Raw genomic sequence first — 26,525 nt, forward strand, 5'->3', positions numbered from 1 at the left:
TTTGGAGGGTGGCGGTGTGCTGGTGGCCGTGGCCCGGGGGCGTTTGCTACGGCAGTTCGTGCTCTGCTGCGCCGGTTAGGTGTTTGCTACGCCGGCTAGGAGTGCGATGCGCCGGTTAGGTGTCTACTACGCGGGTTAGGTGTCTGCTGAAGGGTTCGGGGGCCTTCAGGATAGGTCTAACAGGAGTAGTAGACGCCGAAGGGGCGTACCCAACGCCGGCCCCGCACCGACCCTGCACCGGCCCGGTGCCCCCGGTGCGCGCCTGACTCGTGGCCACAGGCTCTGGTCCTAGTTAATCGTCTTCCGATGAGGGTGCTGGTGCTGCCGCGACATAATCTCGGAGGCCGTGCCCCCGGGGTAGGGTCGGGGCACGGCTACGGTTTCCTGGCCTGAGGGACGCCGGCTGAACCCGCCCGCTGCAGTGGAGGAGGGGGCGCGGAGGAGAGGAGTGTGGAATCTGGTGGTCACCGCCGTGGAGAAGTCCGATGCGTGGCGGCGTGCCAGCAGCTCTAGATGAGGTACCGAACCACTTTCTCGGGCACCTGAGATGAGTCTCGTCGAGTGGTTGACAGTGAGTCATCTGCTCGTTACCGTTGCTGAGGTCTGGGCGGGCCGGAGATGGTCGGTTATCGGACCGGCAGGTTCGGGGTTCGATTCCTCGTCGGCATTTCGTCGGTAGCTCAAGGGTAGAGCGGTCGGCTCCGGTCATCGCGCCATGACCGCCCAGACCTTACCCCTCATCGCTGATCCCAATGCATTAGTCGGCTGCCGACGTCGATGTTGACGGTCGCCGGGTGGAGGCCACTGTGGCTGTGCAGGCGTGTCTCGGTGGGTGCGGGGCCTGCGCGGTGAGGCGTGACGGCTCGCGTATTCGTCAACCCGAAGAGCCGTTTCCCCTGTGCCCGCAGGCCGCCATTTGTTGGCTACGTCACATTCAAAGAGAGTGTGGGTAGGGTGTTGCGTTCCGGGTGTGTAGGGGTCTACACTCCTGCGAGTCGGCCACGGTCGACATGCGTGAATGGCGTAAAGGTGGGCCGAAAGGTCTTCGGTTATCGGTATTAGCTGGTTCGACTCCAGCACTCTTCGGAGGATCCGGAGGCCGAACACATGCCGCGCCTGGCCGTACACGCAGCCGGAAGGCGGGTGCACTCCTGCGCCCGCCGGGGTGATGCGGGCCGAGGCCCGTCGGTTATCGCTCTCGAACAGCGCGGTTGACACCGCTTGTCCGGCAGGCATGCCACGCCCGCCGTCACCCCGGTGCATCTACATCCCCGGAAGCAGGAAAGGAGAGGGGAGAAATGGATTACTTGAAGGGAATCAGCACCAGGCGCACGCCGCAGAGCCGTCCGGCCATGGCCGGCCAGGTCGAGAACTCCGCAGGCGGCTACGCCTTCGCGCTCGACGACGCCGCCCGGCTGCGTCGCTTCCTGATCCTGGGGGTGGACGGCGGCACCTATTACACCGATGCGCAGACGCTGGCGCTGGACAATGCCGAGGTCGTATGTCGCATGGCCACCGCCGACCCGCAGGGCCTGGTGGACGCGATCCTTGAGGTTTCCACCAGCGGTGCCGCACCGAAGCAGAACCCGGCTCTTTTCGCGCTGGCATACGCCGCTTCCGTGCCCGCGGCCAGAGACGCCGCGCTCGCGGCGCTGCCGCGGGTGGCCCGTACCGGAACGCACCTGTTCACTTTTGCTACCTACGTCGAGCAGTTCCGTGGCTGGGGACGGGGACTGCGCCGCGCCGTCGGCTCCTGGTACACCGGCCGCGACGCCGACGCCCTGGCCTACCAGGCGGTCAAGTACCGCCGGCGCGACGGCTGGTCCCACCGAGACCTGCTGCGCCTGGCGCACCCGCAGGCCACGGATCCCGCGTTGCGCGCCACCCTCGACTGGATCGCCCATGGCACCGTAGGGGAGGAGACCCCCGCCCTGATCGAGGGCTTCACCAAGGCCCAGGAGGTGGATGCCGCCCGGGCCGATGCCGCCCGCACCTGGGCGCGGATCGTCCACGACTACCGGCTGACCTGGGAGATGCTGCCGGACGGGGCACTGACCCGACCCGAGGTCTGGGAGGCGCTGCTCGACGTCGGCGTACCGCTGACCGCGCTCATGCGCCAGCTGCCGCGCCTGACCCGACTGGGTCTGCTGCCCGCCATGGGCGGGCGCACCGACGAGGTCGCGGGACGACTGACCGACGTCGCCCGCCTGCGCGCCGCCCGCGTGCACCCGGTGAGTGTGCTGCTCGCACAGCGCACCTACGCCTCCGGGTTCTCCCGGCGCGGCACGGCCTCCTGGACGCCGACGACGAAGATCGCCGACGCCCTGGATACCGCCTTCTACGCGGCCTTCGGCTCCGTCCAGCCCGCGGGGAAGCGCACCATGCTGGCCGTGGACATCTCCGGCTCCATGACCATGCCCATCTCCGGCATGGCTTTAACGGCCCGCGAGGCGGCGGCTGCGCTGGCGCTGGTGCAGCTGGCCACCGAACCGGGCTCTGCCGCTTTCGCTTTCTCCAGTGCTCGCCCGGGATACTGGCAGCCGGCCGCCATGGCGCCGCTAGACATCAGCCCCAAGCGTCGTCTCGACGACGCGCTGAGGGTGGTGGATGCGATGCCCTTCGGCGGCACGGACTGCGCACTGCCCATGCTGTACGCCACCGAGCACGACGCGGAGGTGGACACCTTCGTCATCTACACCGACAACGAGACCTGGGCCGGTGACATCCACCCGTTCCAGGCGCTGCGCCGCTACCGCGAGCACAGCGGCATCCCCGCCCGCCTGGTTGTGGCGGGAATGACCTCCACGGGCTTTTCCATCGCCGACCCGGACGACGCGGGCATGCTCGACGTCGTCGGCTTCGACACCGCGGTGCCGAGCCTGATCACGGAGTTCTCGCGGGGGCTGTCAGGTGGGCTCTGACCCGCTGCGCACCGTACGCAGCCGGAGGGCGGCCGTCCCCAACAGGGACGGTCGCCCTTCGGTGCGTTCAATGGGCGTGTCCGACCCGCTGGCAGCCAGGGCCGCCGAGCTGCACGCCCAGGCCCTCGAGGCCGATGCCCTGGCTGCCCGCTACCGGGCCGAGCGCGATGAACTCATCGACCGACTCCGGGCGGCCGAGCCCAAACGCTGGTCCTACACCGCCCTTGCCCAGGCGCTCGGTTGCAGCCGAGAACTGATCGCCCAGATCGTGCGCCGGCAACGTTGAAGCTCGTCCGCGAAACAAGCCACTGGCAATAGATGTCGTAGAGACGCTGTAGCCTGCCCGAGTCGACCCGTTTCCAGCCCGGCCGGGCCGTCCTCCGGGGAGTGTTGGGGTCGTACCGACACTCCCGGGAGAAACAGGGCAATCTCAACCATCTCCGCACCGATATCAATGAAGCTCGACAACCACGACCTGGTCCTACGCGGACTGTTCAGCGTCCTTCCCCCTCAGCTGGAGCGCTATCTGCGATCCGCACTGGGTGATCGTTGCACACCCGGGACACTGCGCACTCTTCTTGCCGGCTCCGGCCCGGTACCCGAGTTTCCGGATCTGGCGGACCTGTCCACCCAGATCCGCATCCTCACCGCGCGGGGTGCCGACTCCCGCTACCTGTTGCCGCTTCCACCCGGTGCGGGCAGCAAGCTGCACGAGGTGCGGCGTTTCCGCAATGAAGCGGTCCACGGCGCCCGCTTCGACGCCGATAAGACTCTGGCCGCCCTCGTGGCCGTGAGCGAGCTGCTGCGGCTCATCGGCGCCGAGGCGGGGCGCGCGCAGATCCGCGAACTGATAAGCGTCATAAACGACGGCCGGGGCGTACACCATGACCCACTCGACGCCGTCGATATCAATGTAGACACCGTGCCCGTGATCGGTTATGCGCACGCCGTTGCGGGACTGAAGCCCGAGGTGTCCCTCCGCCTGTGCATGCCTGGGATTGCGACGGATACTGCGTTGCGCTTCGCCGCGATCGACCGGGACCCGCGGTCGCAGCCGGGCCCATCTGATCAGGCCCCCGTTTGGGAGGACCTGGACCTTGAGTCCATCGAGGTCACCCTCACCATCATTGAGGACGACGGCGGGAATGAACTGGTTGAGCCCTGGCATTTCGTCTGGGACGCACGCCGCCACTCGGATCTACGGATCAGCCGCCGCATGGCATTGAGCCGTCAGACGCTGGCGCAGGTGGAACAGCCGGGCAGTGCCCATGTGCGTGTAGAGCTGCGCAGTGCGGGGCGCACGGTGATTCGGCGGATTGGTGGCCCATCCGCACTGGCGCCGCGACAATGGCAACTGGTGGGCGGCAACCCTTGGGCTGCCCCGGCGCTGGCGACCTTCATACAGCCCGATCAGCCCATCGTGCGGGCTCTGGCCGCCGAGGCACTCTCGCGCGCGAATGCCGGTCGGAGGGGCCAGGAGGAGACAAAACCAGATGAATTGGTCGCGGCGGCCTGCGCCGTGCTGCGGAACCGACGGCTCGCCCCGCCCACGACAACGGCATGGCGACAACATCCGCAGACGATTCTTACCGCCGCGGCACTGCTTGACGCGCGCAGCGGCGGTGCCCTTGACGCGGCGGTCCTGCTGGGCGGCGTTCTGGAAAGAATGGGAGTCGACCCGATACTGCTGTTCACTCCCGCCGCGGTGATGCTCGGTTACGCCAGGGACGGCGCGGCGCAGCCGGACCAGTCCCCGCAGGCGCTCGCCGAGTTGGTCCGGCAGGGGGATATCGGTCTGGTAGACCCGAGCATCGCGGTGCGTTCACCCGCCGGCCTCCTGCACGCCTTGGATGCCGATGCGCGCGAGGCGGTGCTGGATTCCCTTTCTGAGCTGACCCTGGTCGTTCCGGTCAGCGCTGCGCGTTTCGACGGCGCTGCCCCACAGCCGCTGCTGGAACGTGACGAGGACGACGTCGTCGTCGAGGTGACCCCGCCCATGGTCGAGGATACCGGGGATGTGGACTTGCCCGGAGCAGGCGCAGACACCGTGGGCGAGCCGGATGCAGCAACACCGGCCCAGGAGTCGGCTCTCCCCGTGACTGATTCATCCGCGCCGCCCCAGGTGGAGGACTGGAAACGCGGTCTGCTGGACTTGTCCCTGCGTAACCCGCTCATCGATCGGGCCCCACGCAGCGCCATTGAGATCAAGTCCTCCTCGGCTCTTATCGGGGAACTGGAGAACATCGTCAACAAACGCGAACTGGTGACCCTGCGGCCCGCCACGACTGGCCGCACCGGGGCTCATGCCAATGGTCGGCCCACCGCAGGTGGGCCGGAGCGACTGCTGGCGGATCACACCGTCGACGTTGTCATGGGCAGGAAGGAGTACGACAGACGCCTGCCTGCGCTGGCGGCTTCCGCCCGCACCACCTTGGAGGAGACCGGGGCCAATAACCTCTACCTCAGCATCGGCACGCTGGTGTGGCACCTAGACGGTCGACGGGTTCGTTCTCCGCTGATCCTCATCCCTGTAAAGCTGGAACGTGCGGGTGACACCTTCGGCATCGTGCTGGACGAGGCCGGCACCTCCACCCCCAACTATTCGCTGTTGGCGCGCTTTCAGTCGGATACGGGCATGGAATTGACCGCGCTACGTGAACCCGTATACGACGAGTACGGGGTCAACGTTCCGGCGACTTTGGACAACCTGCGCGAGCAGCTGCGCGCGGCGCGTCGACGCGACCGGGTTGAACCCACCGTCCACCTCGGTCTGTTCAGTTTCTCCACCTACCGCATGTGGCGGGACCTGTCGGAGGATTGGCCTACCATCACCACCAACCCGCTGGTGGCCCGGCTACTCGGCAAAGCCGATGAGGTAGATGGGGGAGGGGCGGTGGAGCACTGCCCGGACAGCCTCGACCTCCAGGGGCCCGAGGATCTCGACGCAGTGGCCGAGAACCTGCCGTTGGTGGCCGACTCCGACCAGGCGCGTGTGGTCGCCGACGCCGTAGCCGGACGCAGCCTCGTGGTCGAAGGACCGCCCGGCACAGGAAAGTCGCAGACTGTCGCCAATCTGATCTTCCGCGCCCTGGCCACCGGGCGCACGGTCATGTTCGTGGCGGAGAAGCTCTCCGCGCTCGACGTCGTCGCCCGCCGCCTGCATGAGGAGACCGGCATCGGCGAACTCCTGCTCAACCTGCATGACAACGGCATGCGGCCGGCCCAGGTCAGGGAGGCGCTGCGTCGGGCGCTGGAACTGCGTGCGCCGGAGCGTGAGGCCGTCGCCGCGGCTAACGGCCTGCGCCAGCAGTTGCAGGCGGCGCGCTCGGAACTGGAGGACTATCGGGAGCGACTGCACGCCCCGGGACAGGACGGCAAATCCTACTACCGGGCGCGCCAGGAACTGGTCGGGTCGCGTGAAGAAGATGGCGCCACCGCCCTCAAGGCGCGGCAGACCTTCGCCGCCTGCACCTCAAGGACCGGACTCGACCGCTTCGATGCAGCCTCCCACACCGAGCTGCTCACCCGGTACCGACGATTGCAGGACCAGCTGCGCGACAGGCTCACCCCAGAGCTGCTGGACGCGGTCCTAGCCCGCCGCGAACGGGTGCTAGGGCAGGCCGGGAAGCGAACCGAAGAGTTGCGCCGTGAACTGGATCGCCGCAAGGGCACCATGAACGTGCGAGATCTGATCGACTCCTATTGGGACCTGATCACCGCGATCACCCCGTGCATCCTGGTGTCGCCGGACTCCGTGGCGCGTTTCTTCCCCGCCCACCGTCGCTACGTCGACGTGGTGGTATTCGACGAGGCCTCGCAGATCACCGTCGCCAACGCCGTCGGCGCCATGGGGAGAGGGACAAGTGTGGTGGTGGTCGGGGATCCCAAGCAGATGCCGCCCCCGCCTTCTTCCGGCGTGCTCGCCGCAACGGGAAGGGTGGCCCCTGGTGACGGCGCTGCCGACTCGATCCTGGACCGCTGCCTGGCGGAAGGGGTGCTCGCCCGTAGGCTCACTTGGCATTACCGGAGCCGAGCCGAATCCCTGATCGCTTTCTCAAACCGCCATTACTACGACGGCAGACTGCTGTCCTTCCCCAGCCCGCCGGCCATAACCGCTGGGCACCACGACGCAGAAGGCGATTATGGGATCTCGCTGCGCCGCGTCGCGGGGACGTACTACCGCGCCGGAGCGGCCAAGCACCCCGGCATCCGCCCCAACACCAATCCGGTGGAGGCGCGGCAGATCGTGGATGAGGTCAAGAAGCGCTTCGAGGCCTCACCGAAGGACATGCCGTCGCTGGGCATCATCACCTTCAACGCCCGCCAGTGCGAACTCATTGAGGCCGAGTTGCGCGCCGTCGGCTCCGAACGCATCATCGCGGCACTGGAGGACCGCGATGGCCTGTTCGTGCGCAACCTGGAGAACGTGCAGGGGGAAGAGCGCGACACAATTCTCATCTCGGTCACCTTCTCCGCCAATGAGCGCGGTGACTTGCCACTCAACTTCGGATCACTCGGGCACGCCGGCGGGCAGCGACGGCTCAACGTGGCCATTACCCGCGCCCGCAGGCAGATCATTCTCTTCTCCAGCTTCGACCCGGAGGACCTGCACGCCGAGCGCTCCACCCATCAGGGGTTGAAGGACCTGCGCGAATACCTCATACGGGCGCGCAGCGGTGTCGCACCGCGTGCTCTGCCGGCTTCACGCAGTGCCGTGGACTTTCATCGCAACGAGATCGCCGAGCGGCTGCGGGAGGAGGGGCTGGACGTGACGGTGGGTGTTGGCCACTCCTCCTTCGAGATCGACCTGGTGCTCACCGGGCCTCGAGGGCCGCGCGTGGCCGTGCTGCTGGACGGGCCCGGCTGGCACCGACGCGCCAGCGTCACAGACCGTGATCTGCTCCCGGTCCAGGTATTGCGCACCATGGGCTGGGAACGGGTTGAGCGCGTGTGGACACCCGAATGGGTGACAGGCGAACAGGACGTGATCGCCCGACTGGTCCAGGCTGTTGGCGGCAGTAGGGCGGCCGCGTCGAATGTGCCTGCGCCCGCAGGGCCGGTGGTACAGGCGCACGAACCCGATGCGCCGGACCCCGGCGAGCCCAAGAGGCCGGTGCCCGGGGCCCCGGAACCCGAAGCCCCGGAATCCGATGAGTCAACCGCTGCTGGGGCGGCATCCGAGGCTCCGGAGCCCGGAGCGCCGGTGGCAGTGACCGGAGCGCTCGAGTACCGGACCTGGCATCCGGCAGGCGTGCAGCCGACAGCCGTACTCGATCGCGCCGATGACCGGGATTCGCCTGAATGGGCTCAGGTCATTGAGACAGCGCGAGCCATCTGCGACGTCGAAGCACCGCTGCGAAGGCGCCGGCTGATTGTCAAGATATGCCGCGCCTACGGGCTTACCCGCGTGACGCGGTCCCGCGAGCTAAGGGTCGACGCGGTCCTGGGGGACGCCTTCGCCTACACCGACGCGGACGGCTTCGTGTGGCGCAACCAGGACGCCGCTCGACTGGCGGTACCCTACCGGCGCAATGCGCTCGACCACCTCGACTCCATTGCGGAGATACATCCGCGTGAGCTGGTGGCGCTTATGCGTGAGGTTAGGGCGGATACGCCCTCATGGGCCTCCCCGGAGGAACTGTGCGCCGGGGCGCTACGAAGGCTGAGCACCAAGAAGCGCCGACTTAGCGCTCGTGGCGTGAAGGACGCCCTTATGTCCGCGCTGGCGCAGGTCGAAAGTGAGCAGGCCGAGTGGTCATAGCGTCCCGCGTCGGCTCGTGCGACCGGATTCGCAACGTGTCAGACCTCGGCAGTAACGTGGGAATGTGGCTCGTAGGGTAACCAGCCAGGACTGGCTCGGTAGTGTGACCGACGCCGAGATCAAGGCCGTGGTCGGCGCGGCGGCCTTTGGCCGTGGGCGCCGTTACGCGGAGGAGCGCCGTGTCACCGGGGTGTCGTTGTCGGGCAATGCCGAGATTCTGGCTGGCACGGTGCGCGGCTCGTATGGCCACGTCTACCAGACCATGATCTACGCGGCGCTCACGGGCAAGCGCGTGAACTGGTCTGGCACCTGCTCCTGCCCGGTGGGCGGCAACTGCAAGCACACGGCGGCGCTGGTACTGACCGCCCGCCGCCAGGCGCGGGAGGCTGCGGCCCCTCCCGGGGACGCGGACTGGGAACGCCGTCTGACCCACCTGCTGCGTGTGTCACATAATGCGCGGCGGGCGGTTGCCATTGAGTTCGTCACCGGCGGGAACGGACGTCGAAACACCAGCGCCTACGGTATGAGTCGTTTCAGCAGCCCCTCCGTCGCGGGCCGTCTGCGCCTGCGCCCGCTGATAGCCGGGAAACGCGGATGGATCAAACAGGGCATCTCTTGGCGCGCCATCATGAACGGTGACTTGGACAGCGAGGTGGCTCCAGATGTGCTGGAGGCCTTGACGGACCTGGCTGTCATGGACCCCGACGCCGACATCTACTACACAGACGCCGGCATCAACTTGGAGTCGCTGCCGGTACGCGTCTGGGACGTGCTGGGCCGAGCCGTCGCCGCTGGGGTGACGCTGACGACGGCGCAGCACGGCGGTAACCCGGTGCACATCAGGTCCGGGCTGCGGGCCGGCATCGGCGTAAAACGTCGCAAGGACGGCACTGCCCTGATCGGTCCCGCATTGGATTACAGCACGGTCGAAGGTCTCGTACTCGGTCCAGGGCGCAGCCCCAAGGCCCGTGCCCTGGGCAACCCGACTCACGGCTACGCGCTAACGGACCCCGACGGCGCCCTGAACCTCATGCCCCTGGACCCTCCGCCGGACGAAGTGTTGGGCAGACTGCTGTCGCGAAACGAGAAGATCACCGTGCCAGCGGCGGACGTGGAGCGCTTCGAGTCCAAGCACTTGGGGCGGCTGGCCGCCGCCGTGCCCATCGTTGACCTCGACCCCACCCTGACGGTGCCCGACCCGGGGGCACCTGTAGCCGTGCTGCACGTGAGCGTTGACGCCTCCCGGCACCGCGCCGAAACCTCCTGGTCCCTCCGTTACGTGACCGCATCCGGCGCCAGCCGCGGCGAGCTCGCCGTCGGCAGCATTACGGAGGTCCTCAGCGGCTCCGGACCGCTGGGCTGGGACTGGCCGGACGGTGCCGCCTCAGCCGGGGTGAATGACGGTGGTGCGGACGGGCCGGCACCCTCGGGCAGTCGCTCCCGGCGGGCGCCCGCGGTACGTGACGTCAAGGCAGAGGATGACCTCGCCCGTCGTGTCGTCGAAGCTTGCCTGACGCTGGCGCCCACCCACGGTCCCCTGTGGCTGCCGGGCAGTTTCACCGGTATGGGCACCGCCCGGCTCATGGCTCAGGCCCTGCCCTCCCTGGAGGCGGTTGCAGGCGTCGTCGTCGAGGTAACCGGGCAGGTGCCCGACTACCGGCAGGCGGAGGAGACTGCGCTGATCACCACCGACGTTGCCGACGACGGCGAGCGGCCGGACTGGTTCTCCCTGCAGGTGCGTGTGCAGGTCGGGGATGAGGACGTGCCCATCGAACGGCTGATGACCGCCGTCGCCACCGGTGCGGACGCGGTGCTGCTGGACTCGGGACGCTGGATCGACCTTGCCGACCGGCCCGAGATCGTGCGTCTGGCACGGCTCATGGAAGAGGGCCGTGATCTGCGTGACCCGCAGTCCCGCAATGCCGGTGACCTGTCGGTCACGGCCTTCCAGGCGGGTCTGTACGCCGAGCTGGAACGACTCGGGGTGATCGGGGAGGCCACCCGTCGCTGGCGTGAGGGAGTGGAACGGCTCTTGACGGTTGCCGCCGCGGCCGATGCCGCCGAGGCTGACGGCGGCAGTGGGGATGACCCCGCACATGCAGTGGATGCACCGGTTCCCGCGGGACTGCATGCGCGGCTGCGCCCCTACCAGCTTGACGGATACCGCTGGCTCGCCCTGTTACAGTCCACCGGGCTCGGCGGCATCCTCGCCGACGACATGGGCCTGGGAAAAACCGTTCAGGTGCTTGCCGTAGTCCAACGCATGCGGGAGCAGGCGGCAGCGGACGCGACTTCGGACAGGACTGTGGATGACTCAGTCTCCCGGCAGACCGCGGCCCACCCGGACTGCCCGGTGTTAGTGGTGGCACCCACCAGCGTCGTCGGCTCCTGGGCGGAGCAGGCCGCACGCTTCTGTCCCGATCTGAGGCTGCGCACGATAACCCGCACCCGCGCCAAACGGGGAGAGGACCTGGAGACGATCCGCGCCGATGCGGACCTGGTGGTTACCAGCTACACCATCGCGCGGATCGAGGAGGAGGACTTCACGGGGGTCGACTGGGCCTGGGTGGTGCTGGATGAGGCCCAGTTCGTGAAGAACCACAACGCCGCAACCTATAAGACCATGCGGCGCCTGCGCACGCCGTCGACGGTGGCGATCACCGGCACGCCCCTGGAGAACTCGCTAATGGACCTGTGGAGTCTGCTGTCCATCACCGCCCCCGGGCTGCTACCCGGACCGGAGCGCTTCGGCGAGCTCTACCGGCGTCCCGTGGACCGCGGGGACGAGGCCGCCCTGGCGGCGTTGCGCGCCCGCATCCGCCCCTTCATGCTGCGCCGCGCCAAGGAGGAAGTCGCCACCGAGCTGCCGGCCAAGAACGAGCAGATACTGTCGGTGGAACTGGCTCCGGCGCACCGGCGCGCCTACGACCGGCGCCTGGCTCGCGAACGGCAGAAGGTACTGGGTCTGCTGGAGGAGGACACCGCCCAGTCACGGTTCACGGCCTTGAAGTCCCTGATGATTCTGCGGCAGATGGCCTTGGACCCTGACCTGGTGGAGGGAGACGACGTCGCCGGGAACTCGAAGACCGGTCGGCGCCGCAAGCCCACGGCCAAGGTCGAGGTGCTGCTGGAGACGCTGCAGCCGGTGGTGGCCGAGGGGCACCGGGCCCTGATTTTCAGCCAGTTCACCCGCTACCTGACTGGCGTGCGTGAGGCGCTGGAGGCCGCTGGCATTCGCACCGCCTACTTGGACGGCGCTACTGCCAACCGGCAACAGGTGATCGACGCCTTCCGGGACGGTGAGGCCGAAGTGTTCCTCATCTCGCTCAAGGCCGGTGGCTTCGGCCTGACGCTGACGGAGGCCGACTATGTGTTCCTGCTGGATCCGTGGTGGAACCCGCAGGCCGAGGAACAGGCGGTGGATCGCACCCACCGCATCGGCCAGGACAAGTCCGTCATGGTCTACCGGCTCGTGTCCGTCGGGACCATTGAGGAGAAGGTTATGGCCCTGAAGGAGAAGAAGGCCGAACTGTTCGACCGGGTGGTCGAGGGCGCGCGGGATGACGCTGTGTCGGGTGAACCGGGTGAGCGCCCCGGTGCAGCACCGGCCAGCCGTGCTCGGCTGACCGCCCAGGAGATCCGCGAGCTTCTGGGCGGCGAGTAGGGCTGCCTGTGTCCAGGGCCTGCCCATCCGGTCTGCTGTCAGCCGGACAAAACCGGCTTTTCCGGTTTTGGGTGTGGTGGGGTGCTGGCTGTGCTGATGGCTCCGCGCAGCGTATCCGCGGGGTCGGGCACCTGGGGTGCTCCCATGCCCGCACTAAGGTCGTCATCTCAGGGTGTCCGTTGCCGTGGGTGTACTGCGCGCTCTCCTGCGCATGCCAAGGCCGCAAAGCGGGTCCGGCGGTGTGTTGGTGCCCGTGGGCTGAGGGTCGTCTACTACGCCGGTTCGCTCTGTAGTACGCCGGTTAGGTGTGTGTTGAAGGGCTCGGAAGCCTTCAGCAAAGGTCTAACCGGCGTAGTAGACGCCGATGGGGCGTACCCAACGCCTCCGCCTTCGGCCCGCGTCGCCCCAGTTGGACCGCGATTGTGCGCTTGGACCGTCTGGGAGTGCGTCTGGGGCGGTCCAAATGCAGCTCAGGCCGTCCAAGCAGCGGACCAGTCAGCCAGGCCGCAAGCAGCCACGCACCCCAGAATGTAGGTGGGGGCACCTCCCCCGAAGTGGGGGAGTATCCCCGACCCACTTCACGCCTGGGATGTCAGCGGCGGGAGTTGCGGCGCACGAGGTCGAGGCGCTAGTCCAGGTCCTGGGCCGGCACGGTGGTGCGCACCTTTCGGCGTGTCCGTGCTGCTTTCAGGCCCAGCTCACGCATGATGGACAATACCGTGTCGGGGTCGGCGGGGATGCCCTGCCAGTCCAGTGTGGCGGCGATGCGCCTGTACCCGTAGGTGCCGTCGGACTCTTCGAAGATCTTCTTGATGTGCCCGGCCAGCTCCCGGCGCCTGATGGCTGTGGCGGACTCGGGTCTGCTGCGCCAGTCGTGTGGTAGCCGGACTTGGAAACCTTGGCCCACTGGCACATCCAGGCGATCGGGAAGTTGCCCTCTTCGCTGTGAATGAACTCGTAGATGCGAGTCACTCGTGTTCCTTCGCGAAGAAGGCCGCCGCTTTCTTGTGGGAACTCACTGCTCCATCCGCGCCTCGTGCAGCTCGGCCTTCAGCCGGGCCAGTTCCTGCGCCTCGGACTCGTTTTTCTGCTCCTGGGCGTCGGCGTGTTGCTTGCGGTATTTAGCGACCCAGTTGCCCACCCTCTGGGCCACCAGACCATAGGAGGCCGCGACCGACGCGATCGACCGGTCCCCTTCCACCACCTCACGGGCCACTTGCTCGCAGCAGCTCGTCGGAGTACTTCGCCTTCGTCATAGTCATCCATCCTAACTATCAGATCACGGGAAATGCTAGCCATCCCCAAGTCCCAAAACAACCTGGCGTTCCAGCCCGGATACGGGCAGACCACGCCCGAACACGGGCAGACCACGCCCGAACACGGGCAGACCACGCCCGAACACGGGACGGCGCCTCCGGACGCGGGGAGACCGCGCTCGGACACGGGGCGGCGCCTTCGGACGCGGGAGAGTTCCGCCCGGACAGGCCAGAACACACCACCCACCACACCCCCAAACACGAAGAGCCGGTTTGGGCCTACTCGGCCACGTGGTGCTGTGACGGTTCGTGCCTTCCGACGTGGTTGTGGCTGTGCCCGTATTGGCGTGGGTGCGGCTGTGCCCCTTCTGGCCCGGATGCGGACACGCCCTTGTCCGCCCGAGTGCGACCGACCGCCGTATGGCAGTCCCAGCTGATCCAGCGCGCCACAAATGCGCAGAGCCCGTTTGGTGGTTCGGGAATCCCTGCGACTTCCTCCAGGTGTCATTCATATTCAGGGGGCGGCGGGCGTCTTCGGTGAGTGATGTGGGGTGCTTCCAGGGAGTTCTCGGGTGATTCTGGTTGTATTTGCGGCGGTGCCCGCTATAAAGAAAAGCTTGAAGAATGCTGGCAGATGTAGCAATTGTTTCAGAGGGCTAGGAGAATGGTCCCGGTAAATTGCAAGTATTGACGCATCGGCTCCTTGGAATGGTTTCCGCCGCAGTGCAGTGATATGCCTATGTCAATCGTTGCCAACCGAGAGGAGAATCCGACATGTCGCGGCCACTATTCGACGGTTCTTCCGCCCCGGACCCGGGCAACAGCGAGCTCAACCCGCTGTTCGCCCGCCCCGGTGAGGCCTATGACCTGCCGAAGTTCCGCTTCCCCGCCGGGGAGGTGCTTCCCGAAACCGCCTACCAGGTGGTTCACGACGAGGCGATGCTGGACGGCAATGCCCGCCAGAACCTGGCCACCTTCGTCAGCACCTGGATGGACGAGTGCGCGGGCCGCCTCTACCTGGAGGCGGCCGACAAGAACATGATCGACAAGGACGAGTACCCGCGCACCGCGGAGATCGAAACCCGCTGCTGGACCATGCTCGCGGACCTGTGGCACGCCCCCGACCCGTGCCACACCATTGGCACCTCCACCATTGGCTCCTCCGAGGCCTGCATGCTGGGCGGATTAGCCCTTAAGCGCCGCTGGCGCAATGCCCGCCGCGCCGCCGGCAAGCCAACAGACCGTCCCAACCTGGTCATGTCCAGCGCCGTGCAGGTGTGTTGGGAGAAGTTCTGCAACTACTTCGACGTTGAACCCCGGTATGTGCCTATCAGCGAGGAGCACAAGGTCCTGGACGGCCACGCCCTGGAGGAGTACGTGGACGAGAACACCATCGGTGTCGTGGCCATCATGGGAGTGACCTACACCGGAATGTACGAGCCGGTAGCCCAGATTGCCCGGTCGCTGGACAATATCCAGGAGCGTACCGGCCTGGATATTCCCATTCACGTCGACGGTGCCTCCGGGGCCATGATCGCGCCCTTCGTGCAGCCGGAACTGGAGTGGGACTTCCGCGTGGGCCGCGTGGCCTCCATCTCCACCTCCGGCCACAAGTACGGGCTGGTCTACCCCGGTATCGGCTGGGTGGTGTGGCGTGAGGAGGCCGCCCTGCCCGAGGAGCTGATCTTCGAGGTCTCCTACCTCGGCGGGCAGATGCCCACCTTCGCCCTGAATTTCTCCCGCCCCGGCGCCCAGGTGCTGCTGCAGTACTACATGTTCCTGCGGCTCGGTTTTGACGGTTACCGGCGGGTACAGTCCAACAGCCGCGACGTCGCCCGCTACCTGGCCTCCGAGATCTCTGCCATGGGACCCTTCGACCTGTGGAACGACGGTTCGGACATCCCCGTATTCGCCTGGCGGCTGCGCGCCGACCATACGGACAAATGGGACCTGTACGACCTGTCCGACCGGCTGCGCATGAAGGGCTGGCTGGTCCCCGCCTACCCGATGCCCGATGACCTCACCGATGTCACCGTGCAGCGGATCGTGGTGCGCAACGGGCTCAGCCACGACCTGGCCGACGCCCTCTTAGAAGACATGCGCGCCGAGGTCGCCTACCTTGACCGGCTCGACGGGCCACTGCCCCACGAGTCCGACCGTCCCGCCGCCTTCCACCACTGAGGGGTTGAAATGTCCGTCAAAACCTCCGGCAACACCGCCGACTCCTGCTCCCGTCCACCCGCCGGCTCGCTCGAGGACCGGCCCGCTGCCCACCCGATGTCCACCCGCGCGCCTGCCGACGACGCCACCGCCAGCATGTCCGCCGGCACGGCCGCCAACCGCCCGCCTGCCGCGATGAGCGTGTTCAACCTGGCCATGCTCACCGTCGTGGCGGTGGCCTCGCTGCGCTCCCTGCCCGCCATGGCCGGCTACGGCCTGGCCTCCATGGTGCTTTACCTGATCCCGGCGGCGCTGTTCATGGTGCCGACGGCGCTGGTAGCCGCCGAGCTGGCCACCGGCTGGAAGGGCGGAGTGTTCATCTGGGTGCGCGAGGCCTTCGGCGAACGCTGGGGCTTTGTGGCCATCTGGCTACAATGGGTGCAGAACGTGGTTTGGTATCCCACCCAGATCGCCTTCATCGCCGTGAGCCTGTCCTACGTGGTGGGCGGCGGCGCCCTGGCTAACAATGGCGCCTACCTGGCCGGGGTCATCATCGTCCTGTACTGGGTTTCCACCCTGATTACCTTGGCTGGAGGCAACCTGTTCGCCAAGGTCGGCTCGTGGAGCGGTATCATCGGCACGCTCTTCCCGGCGGCGTTGCTGATCATCCTTGGCGCCGTCTGGCTGGCGACTGGCACGCCCTCCCAGACGGAACTGACGACGTCGGCGATCCTGCCGCCGTGGACCGGCCTGGCCTCCATTGTGCTGATCGTATCCAATGTGCTCGCCTACGCAGGCATGGAGGTAAACGCCGTCCACGCCAATGACCTGTCCGATCCCGGCCGCGGCTACCCGCGCACGGTCCTGATCTCGGCGGTTGTGATCCTGGCGATCTTCATCCTGCCGACCCTGGCAATTGCCGTTGCGGTCCCCAGGGCGAACCTGGGAGTGGTGGACGGCATCAACTTGGCCTTCCAGACCTTCTTCGACCACTGGCACCTGTCCTGGGGCACTGCGGTGATTTCGCTACTGATCGCCCTGGGCGCCTTCGCCTCGGTGGTCACCTGGATCGCCGGCCCGTCCAAGGGCCTGCTTGCCGCCGCCCGCACCGGCCTGCTGCCGCCCGCCCTGCAAAAGCGCAACCGGGCCGGCGTGCAGCGCTCCATCCTGCTGCTGCAGGGCGTGATTGTGACGATCCTGGCGCTGCTGTTTGTGGTCATCCCCAACGGCAACACCGCCTTCGTCACCCTGATCGACATGGCTGCGGCGCTCTACCTGATCATGTACATGATGCTGTTCGCCGCCGCCATCCGGCTGCGTACCACCCGTCCGCAGGTGCGGCGCACCTACCGCACCCCCGCCATGGGGTTCGTGGCCGGCGTCGGCTTCGTTGCCTGCGCGGTGGCTTTCGTGCTCTCCTTCGTGCGCCCGTCGGGGTTCACCGGGCTGAGCACCGCAGGTTACGCCCTGGTGGTGGCTCTGGTGATCGTGGTCCTGGGGGTGCCTCCGCTGGTCTTCTACGCGCTGCGCCGCCCCGCCTGGCAGCTGGAGCCGGACCACGCCGTCGGCGACGCCATCTTAGTCAACCCGCCTGATCCACGGGAGCCCGACGACGTCGACCACAATCGCACGGCTAGACGGCATCTGCGGCTGATCTCCCACCGATCCGGACACCACAGTTTGGGACGGGCCTCCTAGCCCGGTAAGGGCAGGTCGGCAAGGCCGACCGTGCCGGCCATTGCCGTCGGCGGATCCGCCCATTGCGGGATCCATGGGACTGGCGTCCGCCATATGACGCGGGCCTCGGCGTCGTCATTGCGGCGACGACGAGGCCCGCGGGTGCATGATGGCACCCATGGGCGTCACCGGCATCGACCACATCCGCTTGAGCACCGTCCCGATTACCAGCGTCGCGCGAAAGGAGCGGGCATGAACGCGCAGTCGCATGTGCTTATCCGCCCCGCCCGCCCCGACGACGTTCCGCGGGTGGCCCGCCTGCTTGCTCTGCGGGGCATTACCGTGCAAGAGGCACTGGAGCAGGCGCCCCGCATGATCGACGTGCTGCCGGTGCTGCTGCTGGCCTGTCTCTGCGCCGACGACGCCGAGCCCGCCGGAGTTGACGACCGGGCCTCGCGGCTCGCCGAGGCTGATGCGGCAGCCCAGTCGGCTGAGGATGATGACAGGGCCGCCCCGGTGGCCCTGTCCGGCGCCTTCCTGCTTCCCGGCGACCTGGAGGAGGGGCGTGCGGAGAGGTGGATGGTCTCCGGCCTAATCGTGGATCCGGATGCCCGCCGCCGTGGTATCGGCCGCACCCTGCTGGCCGCGGTGGGTGCCGCCGTGCAGGAGATCGAGCCGGGGGAGGACCTGTTCAGCGTAGTGGAAACCGCCAATCACGCCTCTGTTGCCGCCCATCTCGCCGCGGGCTTCGAGCAGGCCGCACATGTGGACGGCTACGCGGGCCTCGTCTTCGACGGCGACGCCCTGCTAATGCGTCTGCCGGGCGTGGCGCAGACCTGAGCAGCCGGTTCTGCTTTAGGCGCCGATCCTTTGGCTTCAGATTCGGGTTCGGACCGCGTGCCCCGGCCCAAGGGGGCTCAGTCCAGTAGGGGCAGTAGGTCCCTCAGGCTGGCGACTACGAGCGCACCGGGGGCGTCATCTGGCAGTGTCACGGAGGTGCCCGGCCGCACCAGCAGCGCCGCGGGCATCCCCGCCTGCTTGGCGGCGACGACGTCGATCGGCCGGTCTCCGACGCACAGCACTTCCGCCGGGTTAAGACCGTGCCGCTGCGCCAATAACAGGTTCATGTCCGGGCTGGGCTTGCGGGCCATCCCGTCGGGCGCACAGACGATGTCATCCATCTCCAAGTGCAGTCCTTGCAGCAGTGCGGTGGCGGAACTCCGATCCCGGTGGGTGGCCACCAGATTCAGGCCGCCCAGTTCGCTCACGCGCGCCATCACCTCCCGGGCGCCGTCCATCACTGGCGCCGGCCGGCTGCGCCACCGCTCCTTCAAATCGTTATACGCCGCCTCCAAGACCTCGGGCTCAAGGTGCTGCTCGGCGCTCAGCGCGGCGACTGCATGGGCGATGGAACGGCGGGTCAGATCGGTCACATGTCGTAGGTGCTCGGGGGAGGTGTCGCCGAAGGCCGCCTCGCACAGAACCCGGTCGACCTCCGGATAGGTGTTCACCAGCGTGCCGCCCATGTCCCAGATAATGTGACGCATGCAGCCATTGTCCCCTCAAAACGTCCCCGCAGGTGGCGATTCGTGGTCGTCATCCCTGCCTGCCGACCATGACGTGCCCTGGGCCATGCAAATCGCCGTCCACTATGACAAGGTCCACCCGCCGCGCCGCATAGACGTGGCCGAGGCGGCCGCCCGTGCCGTGGTCGCGCTGCTGGCCGCCCCCGAGGCGGCCCCGGGCGGGGACTGGCACGACGCCGTGGAGTACTGGACGGACGGACGCATCCGCAAGCTGGTACGCCGCGCTCGCGGTCGGCGCTGGGAGGAGATCCAAGAACTGCCCGGGGTAACGGTCGCCCAGGACGGACCGGATGGCTGGGGTGTGGCTGAGGCTCGTGCCATCGTGCCCGGACCCGTGCGGCCGCTGCCGTTGGCACTGGCCAAGACTCAGGTGGAGGGTACGCACTTCCCGCACGGCGATGAGCTGCCCCCGCCACCGGCAGCGATCACGGCTGCCATCGCCAGGGACCCCGGTGCCTCCGGCGGGATCACCCTGTCCGCTGAGTCGGTCTCCCGGCAGGCCCTGGTGACGGTCGAGGTCACTCCAATGGAGGAGATGACCAGCGGGAAACTGTGCGCCCAGGTGGCTCATGCGGCGCAGCTGGCCTGGCTCAGTCCACTAATGCCGACCGAGCTGCGCAAGCAGTGGGTCGAGCAGGACTTTCGGGTGCGGGTGGTTTTCCCGCCGGAGTCGTCCTGGCGGCAGCGGCCGCGGCCGGTGTCTGTGGTGGATGCGGGCTTCACCGAATTGGACGGGCCCGCGGAGACTACACGCGCCTACTGGTGAGTGCAGCGCAGGGCGCAGGTTCAGGCAGCCTCGGTCGCAGGCTCGGGCGTGCCGCGAAACACCCACAGCCGCATCAGCACATACAGGAACACGCCCTCGCAGCAGGCGGACAGGAAACGCGCCAGTTCGGCATTGACCCCGACCAGATGCAACAGGCTGGAAAGCCCCAGGATGAAGATGACGTACTGCGACACCAGGCCGACGGCATAGCGCGATCCCTGGGCCGTCAGGGAGCCGTGGGATTGGAAGTTCAACCACCGGTTCAGCAGCAGGGAGTACACGCCGGCGATCGCGTAGCCGACGGTGACGGCCAGCGGGTAGAACCAGTGCAGGCGTTCGTAGAACAGCCACAGGAAGGCTATGTCTATGAGGAATCCGGAACCGTTGATCAGCGCGTAGCCGATGAAGGTGATCGGGACGCGACGGCGTACGATTCCCGGGAGCAGTCGATGGATGCTGCCGAGCAGCTTCCGGAACACGCGCGGGGCGCGGCGGGTCGGGTTGTCCAGATGGGCGTTGATCCGCTCGTGGGCGGCCGCTGTCGCCTTCACGGCATCCGCCGTCCTCCGGCTCGCGGTCGATGACGAACGCCGCCCCAGCACGTTCTCGGACGTCGTAATGCTCGTCATGGCGATCCTTCCGGGTGCCGCCCTCGCGGCACCTATGTGGCCGAGTCTTGTGGCTCCTCGGGATCGTCGCAACTCCGTGCGGATGAAGTGTTGATTCCGAAAGTATGAGGCTGCGGCCTTGATTCTCCTCCTCAAGGATGAGCCCCGTTCGTCAGTGCGGCGGCGAGCTCGTGGCGCAGCAGATCGCCTCCCGCGTCTGCCGGGTGGAGAATCGTGCGGATCCCCAGTGCGGCGGCCGTATCCACATTGGCGGCATTGTCATCCACGAATAATGCCTCCTGCGGGGAAGCCCCCACTAGCTCCAGCACGGTGCGGAAGTAGTCCGGGCTGGGCTTGGCCACCCCGAGCGTGCACGAGTAGGCGTCCACGTCACAAAGACCGTCATAGCCCAGTGCACTGCGCATCCAGGCACGGCGCTCGCGCTGTTGGTTGGTGGCCAGCACGGTGGTGTAACCGGCCGCCTTTAGATCGCGGACCGTCTGCCAGGCGAGCGGATCCGGCGTGGCCCGCCACCACAGTTCCAGCAAGTCCTCCACGCCGGTGGTGAGCTCCAGCTCCTCCACTAGTCGCGCCAGCAGCGTGCGCAGATCCTCCTCGCCCATCAGGGCGGGTCCCTCCTCGGCGAGCAGACGACGGCTGAACAGCTCTCCGCCGCTTTCGGTCAGCGCTTGCTCCCAGGGCGTGCCGATCAGCTGCAGTACGCCGTCGGCGTCCAGCAGCACGGCGCGCACCGGGCTCGTGCCGAGGGGTGGGATGGCGGGCGGGGCCGGGAGGGAGCGTTGCGTCATGGGGTGATCGTGGCGCAAGGCGGGCCGAAGTGCCAGAGGGCGAGTGGGGATGTTCATCGGGCCAGGGTGATGGCGGAGCGGCGGGGGATCAGCGTCGGCGTGGCGACGCGGTCGGCCGCCTTATAAGCGACGCCGCTGGTCTGTGCGGCCAGCAGATCGAGCGACCCGGCCGCGGCCAGCATCACCGCGATACGGCACTGCCCGGCGTCCATGACGGGGTCGGTGATCAGGCCCACCTTCTCGGAGATGATGATGGATTAGGTGAGCACCACAATCAGGGCGGCTACGAAGATCAGCACCGACAGTTTGGCGCCCGGACGCAGCTCGCGGACCTCGTGCCGTGGCGGGGAGACCTCGCCCGCCGCCAGTCGGCGCTGATACTCCGGCACGGCGTCGAGCCGGTCGGTGCCGCGTGCCTTGTCCCAGAGCATGAAGGCCAGCGCCGTGGTCGTCGTGCCCAGGAAGGTAGCCGGGATGGACACCAGGATCAGATCGATGAAGGTCCACCCGGTGTTCGTCTCCTCCAGCTGGCCGGACCGGAACACCACGGCCGCGGGCGCAATGCCGCGACCGTCACGCGGGGCCCGGTCAGGCCGGGATCTGCTCCTTGACGATTCCTGCGGCCGCCAGGGCGGCGGCGATCTCCAACTGGGTGTCCAGGTCGTAGCTGCACTTGGTGTTGTCCGGGTACCGGAAGAGGATTTCGTTCAGGCCGGTCTCCTCGTAGATGGTCCGGTAGCGGTCCTGCGGGGCGCTTGCGCATGTCTATAGGTTGTAGGGCCTAGGAATGAAGCTCGGTGGAGTAGCGCAATGTCCAGAATCGGCATAAACGCCGCCTGTGCCCGCGAGTGCGCCCGCGGCGCCCGCATGATTCCAACGGTGTGCTCGCGGCTGTTGGAGGCGCCGGACGCGTTTATGCCGGATTTGGACGTTCTTTGGCGGCGGCTCCACCTGGCGGGCCCATACTGGGCCCATGACCGACCCCGAAACACCCGCCCTGTACGGCGACGACGCCTACGCCGACTCCATCATCGACTTCATTACCGCCTCGCCCACCTCCTACCACACAGCCGCCGAGGTCGCGCGCCGGCTGGACGCGGTGGGCATGACCGAGGTCGATGAGTGCAAGCCATGGGGTGCCGATCTGCCAAGGCGCGGCTACATGCTCCGCGACGGAGCCGTTATCGCCTGGCTGTTGCCCGCGCGCCTGGAGGCGGGCGCCGGCCTGCGAATCATCGGTGCCCACACGGACTCGCCCGCCCTGCGGCTCAAGCCCAGCGCCGCCATCGAGCGCGACGGCGTGCAACTACTCAACGTCGAGGTCTACGGCGGCCCGCTGTTGAACTCCTTCCTGGACCGGGAGCTTGGCCTGGCCGGGCGCCTGGTCACTCGCAGCGGCGCCACCCGGCTGGTTCGCACCGGGCCGATCGCCCGCGTGGCCCAGGTGGCCCCACACCTGGACCGCTCCGTGAATGAGTCCCTTCATTTGGATAGGCAGGCCCACCTGCTGCCGCTGTGGACACTGGTCGGTGCCGGCCACCACGACGTGAATACCCGGCCCGCCTCCGACGCCCCCGAGCGTTACCTCTGCGAGCAGGCCGGCATCGATCCCGCCGACCTGGCCTTCGCCGACATCCTCACCTACCCCACCGAGCCGCCGGCCCGCTTCGGGCTTCACGGTGAGTTCCTTGCCTCCTCCCGTCTGGACAACCTCTCTTCCGTGCATGCCGCCCTGGTCGCTCTGGAGTCGCTGGCCCGCGAAGGCGCCGATGGTGAGCCGAAAGCCCCGATCATCTTTGTGGCCAACGACCATGAGGAGGTCGGCAGCGGAACTAGGTCCGGTGCCGCCGGTCCCCTCTTGCAGACCGCCCTGGAGCGCCTAGCCAGGTCAATGGGTGTGGCCGATGACGCCTATGCGGCACTCCTGGCTCATTCAGTGTGCCTGTCCGCAGACGCCGGGCATGCGGCGCACCCGAACCACCCCCAGCTGCACGACCCGGCGGTGCGGCCCGTACTCGGCGGCGGGCCACTGCTGAAGATCAACGCCCAGCAGCGTTACGCCACCGACGCCGCGGCCGTGGCCGCCTGGGTGCGCGCCTGCCGCGCGGCGGGCGTACCCAGTCAGGACTTCGTGTCTAACAACGCCGTGCCCTGCGGCACCACCATCGGCCCGATCACCGCCACCCGCTTGGGCGTCTCCACGGTAGACGTCGGCCAGGGGTTGCTGTCGATGCACTCCCAGCGGGAGATGTGCGCCGTTGCAGACGGGCCCCTCCTGGCGCGGGCCATGCGCTCCTACTGGTTGAGCGCCTGAGTGCCGCGGGCCCAAGGCGCCGTCCCGGTCCGGTGCCGCCAGCATGCGTGGCTCAGCGCCAGGCGCCGCGCCAGTACTGGATCGGCAGATGAGCGGCCTGCCAATCGTTGATTCCCAGTTCGTGGGTCCAACGCACCGGCAGGTACGGGTCGCGCAGCGCGGCCCGACCCGCGGCTACGGCGTCGGCCAGTCCTGCTGCCAGGATCTGCTCGGCCTGCAGGCCGGAATCGATAACGCCGACGGTGACCACCTGTGGCTGCCCGCCGCCCGGCGTCGTCATCCCGGCCACAGCCTGCTTGACCTGCGCGGCGAAGGGCACCTGGTAGCCGGGGCCCGCCGGTACCTTCGCAGGCACGTTCCCGCCGGTGGACACGTGCAGCACGTCTACGCCAGCCTGAACCAGCTGGCGGGCCAGCTCCGCCGTGTCCTCCCCGGTGATCCCGCCCTCGGCCCAGTCGGTGGCCGACAATCGGATGTCCAGGACCTTGTCCTGCCCGATGGCCTCGCGTACGGCCTCGACCACCTCCAGTACGAAACGGCGCCGCGCCTCATCCGAACCCCCGTAGGTGTCGGTGCGTGTATTGGACAGCGGTGAGAGGAACTGGTGGATCAGGTAGCCGTGGGCGCCGTGCAACTCGATGACGTCGTAGCCGGCGGCCACGGCGCGGCGGGCCGCGTCGGCGAAAGCCCGGATGGTGTCGGCAATCTCCTCGGTTGTCAGCTCCCGGGGGGTGGCGTGCTCGGGGTAGGGCACCGCGCTGGGAGCCACCAGCTCCCAGCCGGGCAGGGTTCCGGCGCGTGCGCCCTCAACATCTGGCCGCCACGGCGGTGTACCTGCTTTGCGCCCGCCGTGACCGAGCTGCACGCCCGCCAATGCGCCGCCGATGTGGATGGCCTTTACCAGATACTCATGCCCCGCGATCTGGGTGTCATCCCACAGGCCCAGGTCATTGGGGGATAGGCGCCCCTCCGGGGTGACGGCGCTGGCCTCCACGATGATGGTTCCGAAACCGCCCTGGGCGCGTGTGCCGTAGTGCAGCGCATGCCAGTTGCCCGGGATACCGTCCTCATTGGTGACCGAGTACATGCACATAGGTGGGAGCCATAGGCGGTTGCGGGCCGTGAGCCGCCGCATGGTCAGGGAGTCCAACAGTAAGGGATGTGCCATGAGTCAACGCTACGCGACATGGCCGTAATCCGTAAGGGGGTAGCGCGTGCGTAATGCGGCCGGGATCACTGCCGCCCGCCCGTGCGGCTCGTTAGCCTTGACCCACTATGGCCACTGCGACCCTCAGCCCAGCCCGTCCCGTACCCTTCGGCGATCCCGACCACGTGCCCGCTCCGATCACACGGCGTGTAGACGACGTCGCCCTCGTATTCGAGGGCGGAGGCATGCGCGGCACCTATACCGCCGCCCTGGTGCAGGTGCTACTGGAGGAGGGGTTGTTCTTCCCCTGGGTGGGCGGCATCTCCGCGGGGTCCACGCACACCGTAAACATGGTTTCACGCGACCTGTGGCGCGCCCGTGAGGCATTCGTCGGACTGACAACCGATCCGGATGCGGGTGGCTGGGGCAGTTTCGCCCGCGGGCGCGGGTACTTCAACTCCGATCACATCTACCGGCACACCTCTCAGCCGGGCGAGCTGTTTCCCTTTGACTGGGATACCTTCAAGGCATCTGAGGCGACCGTGCGCATCGGCTCCTTCCGTTGCGACACCGGCGAGGAGGTCTACTGGGGTAAGGATGACATGGAGGTCATGGAAGACTTGCTGGTGCGTTGCCAGGCGTCCTCATCCATGCCGGTGCTCATGCCTACCGTCCACATCGACTCCGTCCCTTACCTGGACGGCGCCCTGGGCCCGACCGGCGGCTTCGCCACCGACGCCGCCGCCGCCGACGGATATGAGCGCATGCTCGTGGTTTCCACTCGCCCGGCCGACTATCGCAAGCCCGCGGAGAAACGGGCCGCCACCTACCGGCGCATGTTCCGCAAGTGGCCCGAGGTTGCCGAGGCCATCATCAATCGGCCAGAGGCATACAACAGGACCCTTCAGGAGCTGGAACAGGGGCGGCGCGAGGGGCGTGTCTACCTGTTCCAACCCGACCGCATGGCCATCGAGAACGGGGAGCTGCGATACGACCGCGTAGTGAGCACGTATGAGGCGGGCCTGGCTCAGGCGCGCCGGGAGCTGCCTGACATCCTGGCATTCCTGGAACTGTGACAAGGTCAACGTTAGGTTTCTCTGGTTCAGGTGCTGTGGGCCGTGTTGAGTTGAGCCTTGTGCGGCCCGGATCCGGGCATATGCACGGCTTGAAGGGAGCAATGCATGACCAGTAAGCCCAAGATCGGGATTGTCCTTGGATCAGTACGAGAGGTTCGTCTAGGCGAACAGGTTGCCGAGTGGGTGCTTGAGCACGCGCGCGCTCGCGGTGACGCCGAGTACTCGATCATTGATGTCAAGTCCTTCGACTTGCCGCTGTTCACCTCGACGCTGCCGCCGATGATGGCGAACAAGCAGTACGACGATCCGCGCGTGCAGGCCTGGTCCGACGCCATCGACTCCCAGGACGGCTTCGTGTTCGTCACCTCCGAGTACGACCACGGGATTCCCGGCGCCTTCAAGAACGCCACCGATCATCTCTTCTCCGAATTCGTCAACAAGACGGTCGGCTTCGTCGGTTATTCCGGCGACGGTGCCATCCGCGCGATTGAGCAGTGGCGCGTGGTGCTCGGAGGATGGAACGTGCATACCGTTCACCCGGCGGTGCAGCTGATGCTGTACACCGACGCCTCCGCGGACATGAGCACCTTCACCCCCGTGGACCTGCGCGACGGTGAGCTCGCCGCCACGCTCGATGCTGTGGTCGCCTCCGTCAACGCGCGCAAGGCTTGAGGGGCCGTCTAGCCCGGGTGCGGTGACAGACCGCCTGGGGAGAACATTTATTGCCGGCGGGGCGCGGACACCGGTTCGTGCCCCGCCGGCATCGCCTCGGGGCGGGAC

General features: G+C 67.4%; 19 protein-coding genes. 11 read left to right on the plus strand and 8 right to left on the minus strand.

All coding sequences use genetic code 11. From position 1 onward, the window contains the following. The first annotated feature begins 1,298 nt into the window (after positions 1-1,298). From CWT10_RS04255 to CWT10_RS04270, 4 genes are all read left to right on the plus strand, one after another. A complete protein-coding gene (locus tag CWT10_RS04255) occupies positions 1,299-2,921 on the plus strand; it encodes a TROVE domain-containing protein (protein WP_103063432.1) in 1,623 nt (540 codons plus the stop codon). Positions 2,922-2,991: 70 nt separating this feature from the next. Continuing rightward, entirely contained in the window at positions 2,992-3,207 is a 216-nt protein-coding gene (locus tag CWT10_RS04260; protein ID WP_103063433.1) for a hypothetical protein, read from the plus strand. A gap of 168 nt (positions 3,208-3,375) precedes the next feature. Further along, on the plus strand, positions 3,376-8,682 hold the full coding sequence (locus tag CWT10_RS04265) for a DUF4011 domain-containing protein (protein WP_233188190.1): 5,307 nt from the start codon (positions 3,376-3,378) through the stop codon (positions 8,680-8,682). 64 nt (positions 8,683-8,746) lie between these two features. Then, positions 8,747-12,346, plus strand: coding sequence for a DEAD/DEAH box helicase (locus tag CWT10_RS04270; protein ID WP_103063434.1), 3,600 nt, complete (start codon positions 8,747-8,749; stop codon positions 12,344-12,346). Between the two features lie 628 nt (positions 12,347-12,974). Here the strand turns inward: CWT10_RS04270 and CWT10_RS04275 are convergent. Together CWT10_RS04275 and CWT10_RS04280 are read right to left on the minus strand one after the other, a co-directional pair. Then, on the minus strand, positions 12,975-13,253 hold the full coding sequence (locus CWT10_RS04275; RefSeq protein ID WP_158247663.1) for an IS3 family transposase: 279 nt from the start codon (positions 13,251-13,253) through the stop codon (positions 12,975-12,977). A gap of 108 nt (positions 13,254-13,361) precedes the next feature. Continuing rightward, positions 13,362-13,562 carry a transposase gene (locus CWT10_RS04280; RefSeq protein WP_103063436.1) on the minus strand — a complete coding sequence of 67 codons (201 nt, stop codon included), beginning with the start codon at positions 13,560-13,562 and terminating at the stop codon, positions 13,362-13,364. 814 nt (positions 13,563-14,376) lie between these two features. On the opposite strand from CWT10_RS04280, the gene gad reads away from it, so the two are divergent. The 3 genes from gad (at position 14,377) to CWT10_RS04295 (ending at position 18,279) form a co-directional block, all read left to right on the plus strand. Continuing rightward, complete coding sequence (gad, locus tag CWT10_RS04285) at positions 14,377-15,783, plus strand: glutamate decarboxylase (RefSeq protein ID WP_103063437.1); 1,407 nt, start codon at positions 14,377-14,379, stop codon at positions 15,781-15,783. Positions 15,784-15,792: 9 nt separating this feature from the next. After that, positions 15,793-17,460 (plus strand): glutamate/gamma-aminobutyrate antiporter GadC, encoded by a 1,668-nt coding sequence (gene gadC / locus CWT10_RS04290; protein WP_199176350.1) that lies wholly within the window; start codon positions 15,793-15,795, stop codon positions 17,458-17,460. A gap of 231 nt (positions 17,461-17,691) precedes the next feature. Continuing rightward, the gene (locus CWT10_RS04295; RefSeq protein WP_103063438.1) at positions 17,692-18,279 is read left to right on the plus strand and encodes a GNAT family N-acetyltransferase; all 588 of its coding nucleotides are present in this window, start codon (positions 17,692-17,694) and stop codon (positions 18,277-18,279) included. Positions 18,280-18,356: 77 nt separating this feature from the next. Here the strand turns inward: CWT10_RS04295 and CWT10_RS04300 are convergent, their stop codons facing one another. After that, on the minus strand, positions 18,357-18,986 hold the full coding sequence (locus tag CWT10_RS04300) for an HAD-IA family hydrolase (RefSeq protein WP_103063439.1): 630 nt from the start codon (positions 18,984-18,986) through the stop codon (positions 18,357-18,359). Positions 18,987-19,071: 85 nt separating this feature from the next. On the opposite strand from CWT10_RS04300, the gene CWT10_RS04305 reads away from it, so the two are divergent. Next, the gene (locus CWT10_RS04305; protein ID WP_103063440.1) at positions 19,072-19,791 is read left to right on the plus strand and encodes a peptidyl-tRNA hydrolase; all 720 of its coding nucleotides are present in this window, start codon (positions 19,072-19,074) and stop codon (positions 19,789-19,791) included. Positions 19,792-19,811: 20 nt separating this feature from the next. On the opposite strand, the gene CWT10_RS04310 is transcribed toward CWT10_RS04305, so the two are convergent. The 4 genes from CWT10_RS04310 to CWT10_RS04325 form a co-directional block, all read right to left on the minus strand. Continuing rightward, the gene (locus CWT10_RS04310) at positions 19,812-20,420 is read right to left on the minus strand and encodes a GtrA family protein (protein ID WP_103063441.1); all 609 of its coding nucleotides are present in this window, start codon (positions 20,418-20,420) and stop codon (positions 19,812-19,814) included. 131 nt (positions 20,421-20,551) lie between these two features. Then, a complete protein-coding gene (locus CWT10_RS04315; protein ID WP_103063442.1) occupies positions 20,552-21,208 on the minus strand; it encodes an HAD family hydrolase in 657 nt (218 codons plus the stop codon). Between the two features lie 53 nt (positions 21,209-21,261). After that, complete coding sequence (locus tag CWT10_RS04320; protein WP_103063443.1) at positions 21,262-21,444, minus strand: hypothetical protein; 183 nt, start codon at positions 21,442-21,444, stop codon at positions 21,262-21,264. Positions 21,445-21,465: 21 nt separating this feature from the next. Beyond that, positions 21,466-21,756: an anaerobic C4-dicarboxylate transporter family protein gene (locus CWT10_RS04325; RefSeq protein ID WP_158247664.1), complete on the minus strand. Its 291-nt coding sequence runs from the start codon at positions 21,754-21,756 to the stop codon at positions 21,466-21,468. 425 nt (positions 21,757-22,181) lie between these two features. Between CWT10_RS04325 and CWT10_RS04335 the strand changes: the two genes are divergently transcribed. Further along, on the plus strand, positions 22,182-23,522 hold the full coding sequence (locus CWT10_RS04335; protein WP_103063445.1) for a M18 family aminopeptidase: 1,341 nt from the start codon (positions 22,182-22,184) through the stop codon (positions 23,520-23,522). Between the two features lie 52 nt (positions 23,523-23,574). On the opposite strand, the gene CWT10_RS04340 is transcribed toward CWT10_RS04335, so the two are convergent. Beyond that, the gene (locus CWT10_RS04340; protein ID WP_168190754.1) at positions 23,575-24,690 is read right to left on the minus strand and encodes an oxidoreductase; all 1,116 of its coding nucleotides are present in this window, start codon (positions 24,688-24,690) and stop codon (positions 23,575-23,577) included. Between the two features lie 107 nt (positions 24,691-24,797). On the opposite strand from CWT10_RS04340, the gene CWT10_RS04345 reads away from it, so the two are divergent. Then, positions 24,798-25,745, plus strand: coding sequence for a patatin-like phospholipase family protein (locus CWT10_RS04345; RefSeq protein ID WP_103063446.1), 948 nt, complete (start codon positions 24,798-24,800; stop codon positions 25,743-25,745). Between the two features lie 105 nt (positions 25,746-25,850). Beyond that, positions 25,851-26,417, plus strand: coding sequence for an NADPH-dependent FMN reductase (locus CWT10_RS04350; RefSeq protein WP_103063447.1), 567 nt, complete (start codon positions 25,851-25,853; stop codon positions 26,415-26,417). Positions 26,418-26,525: the final 108 nt, after the last annotated feature.

Origin of the sequence: Actinomyces qiguomingii (assembly GCF_004102025.1) — a bacterium.
GTDB lineage: Bacteria > Actinomycetota > Actinomycetes > Actinomycetales > Actinomycetaceae > Actinomyces > Actinomyces qiguomingii.

What these genes read in the sequence shown, in the direction of transcription:
- CWT10_RS04310 (WP_103063441.1), bottom strand. Translation starts at nt 20,420, where the DNA reads ATGACGAGCATTACGACGTCCGAGAACGTGCTGGGGCGGCGTTCGTCA.
- CWT10_RS04335 (WP_103063445.1), top strand. Translation starts at nt 22,182, where the DNA reads ATGACCGACCCCGAAACACCCGCCCTGTACGGCGACGACGCCTACGCC.
- CWT10_RS04295 (WP_103063438.1), top strand. Translation starts at nt 17,692, where the DNA reads ATGAACGCGCAGTCGCATGTGCTTATCCGCCCCGCCCGCCCCGACGAC.
- CWT10_RS04255 (WP_103063432.1), top strand. Translation starts at nt 1,299, where the DNA reads ATGGATTACTTGAAGGGAATCAGCACCAGGCGCACGCCGCAGAGCCGT.
- CWT10_RS04345 (WP_103063446.1), top strand. Translation starts at nt 24,798, where the DNA reads ATGGCCACTGCGACCCTCAGCCCAGCCCGTCCCGTACCCTTCGGCGAT.
- CWT10_RS04260 (WP_103063433.1), top strand. Translation starts at nt 2,992, where the DNA reads ATGGGCGTGTCCGACCCGCTGGCAGCCAGGGCCGCCGAGCTGCACGCC.
- CWT10_RS04340 (WP_168190754.1), bottom strand. Translation starts at nt 24,690, where the DNA reads ATGGCACATCCCTTACTGTTGGACTCCCTGACCATGCGGCGGCTCACG.
- CWT10_RS04300 (WP_103063439.1), bottom strand. Translation starts at nt 18,986, where the DNA reads ATGCGTCACATTATCTGGGACATGGGCGGCACGCTGGTGAACACCTAT.
- gad (WP_103063437.1), top strand. Translation starts at nt 14,377, where the DNA reads ATGTCGCGGCCACTATTCGACGGTTCTTCCGCCCCGGACCCGGGCAAC.
- gadC (WP_199176350.1), top strand. Translation starts at nt 15,793, where the DNA reads ATGTCCGTCAAAACCTCCGGCAACACCGCCGACTCCTGCTCCCGTCCA.
- CWT10_RS04265 (WP_233188190.1), top strand. Translation starts at nt 3,376, where the DNA reads ATGAAGCTCGACAACCACGACCTGGTCCTACGCGGACTGTTCAGCGTC.
- CWT10_RS04305 (WP_103063440.1), top strand. Translation starts at nt 19,072, where the DNA reads ATGCAAATCGCCGTCCACTATGACAAGGTCCACCCGCCGCGCCGCATA.
- CWT10_RS04350 (WP_103063447.1), top strand. Translation starts at nt 25,851, where the DNA reads ATGACCAGTAAGCCCAAGATCGGGATTGTCCTTGGATCAGTACGAGAG.
- CWT10_RS04315 (WP_103063442.1), bottom strand. Translation starts at nt 21,208, where the DNA reads ATGACGCAACGCTCCCTCCCGGCCCCGCCCGCCATCCCACCCCTCGGC.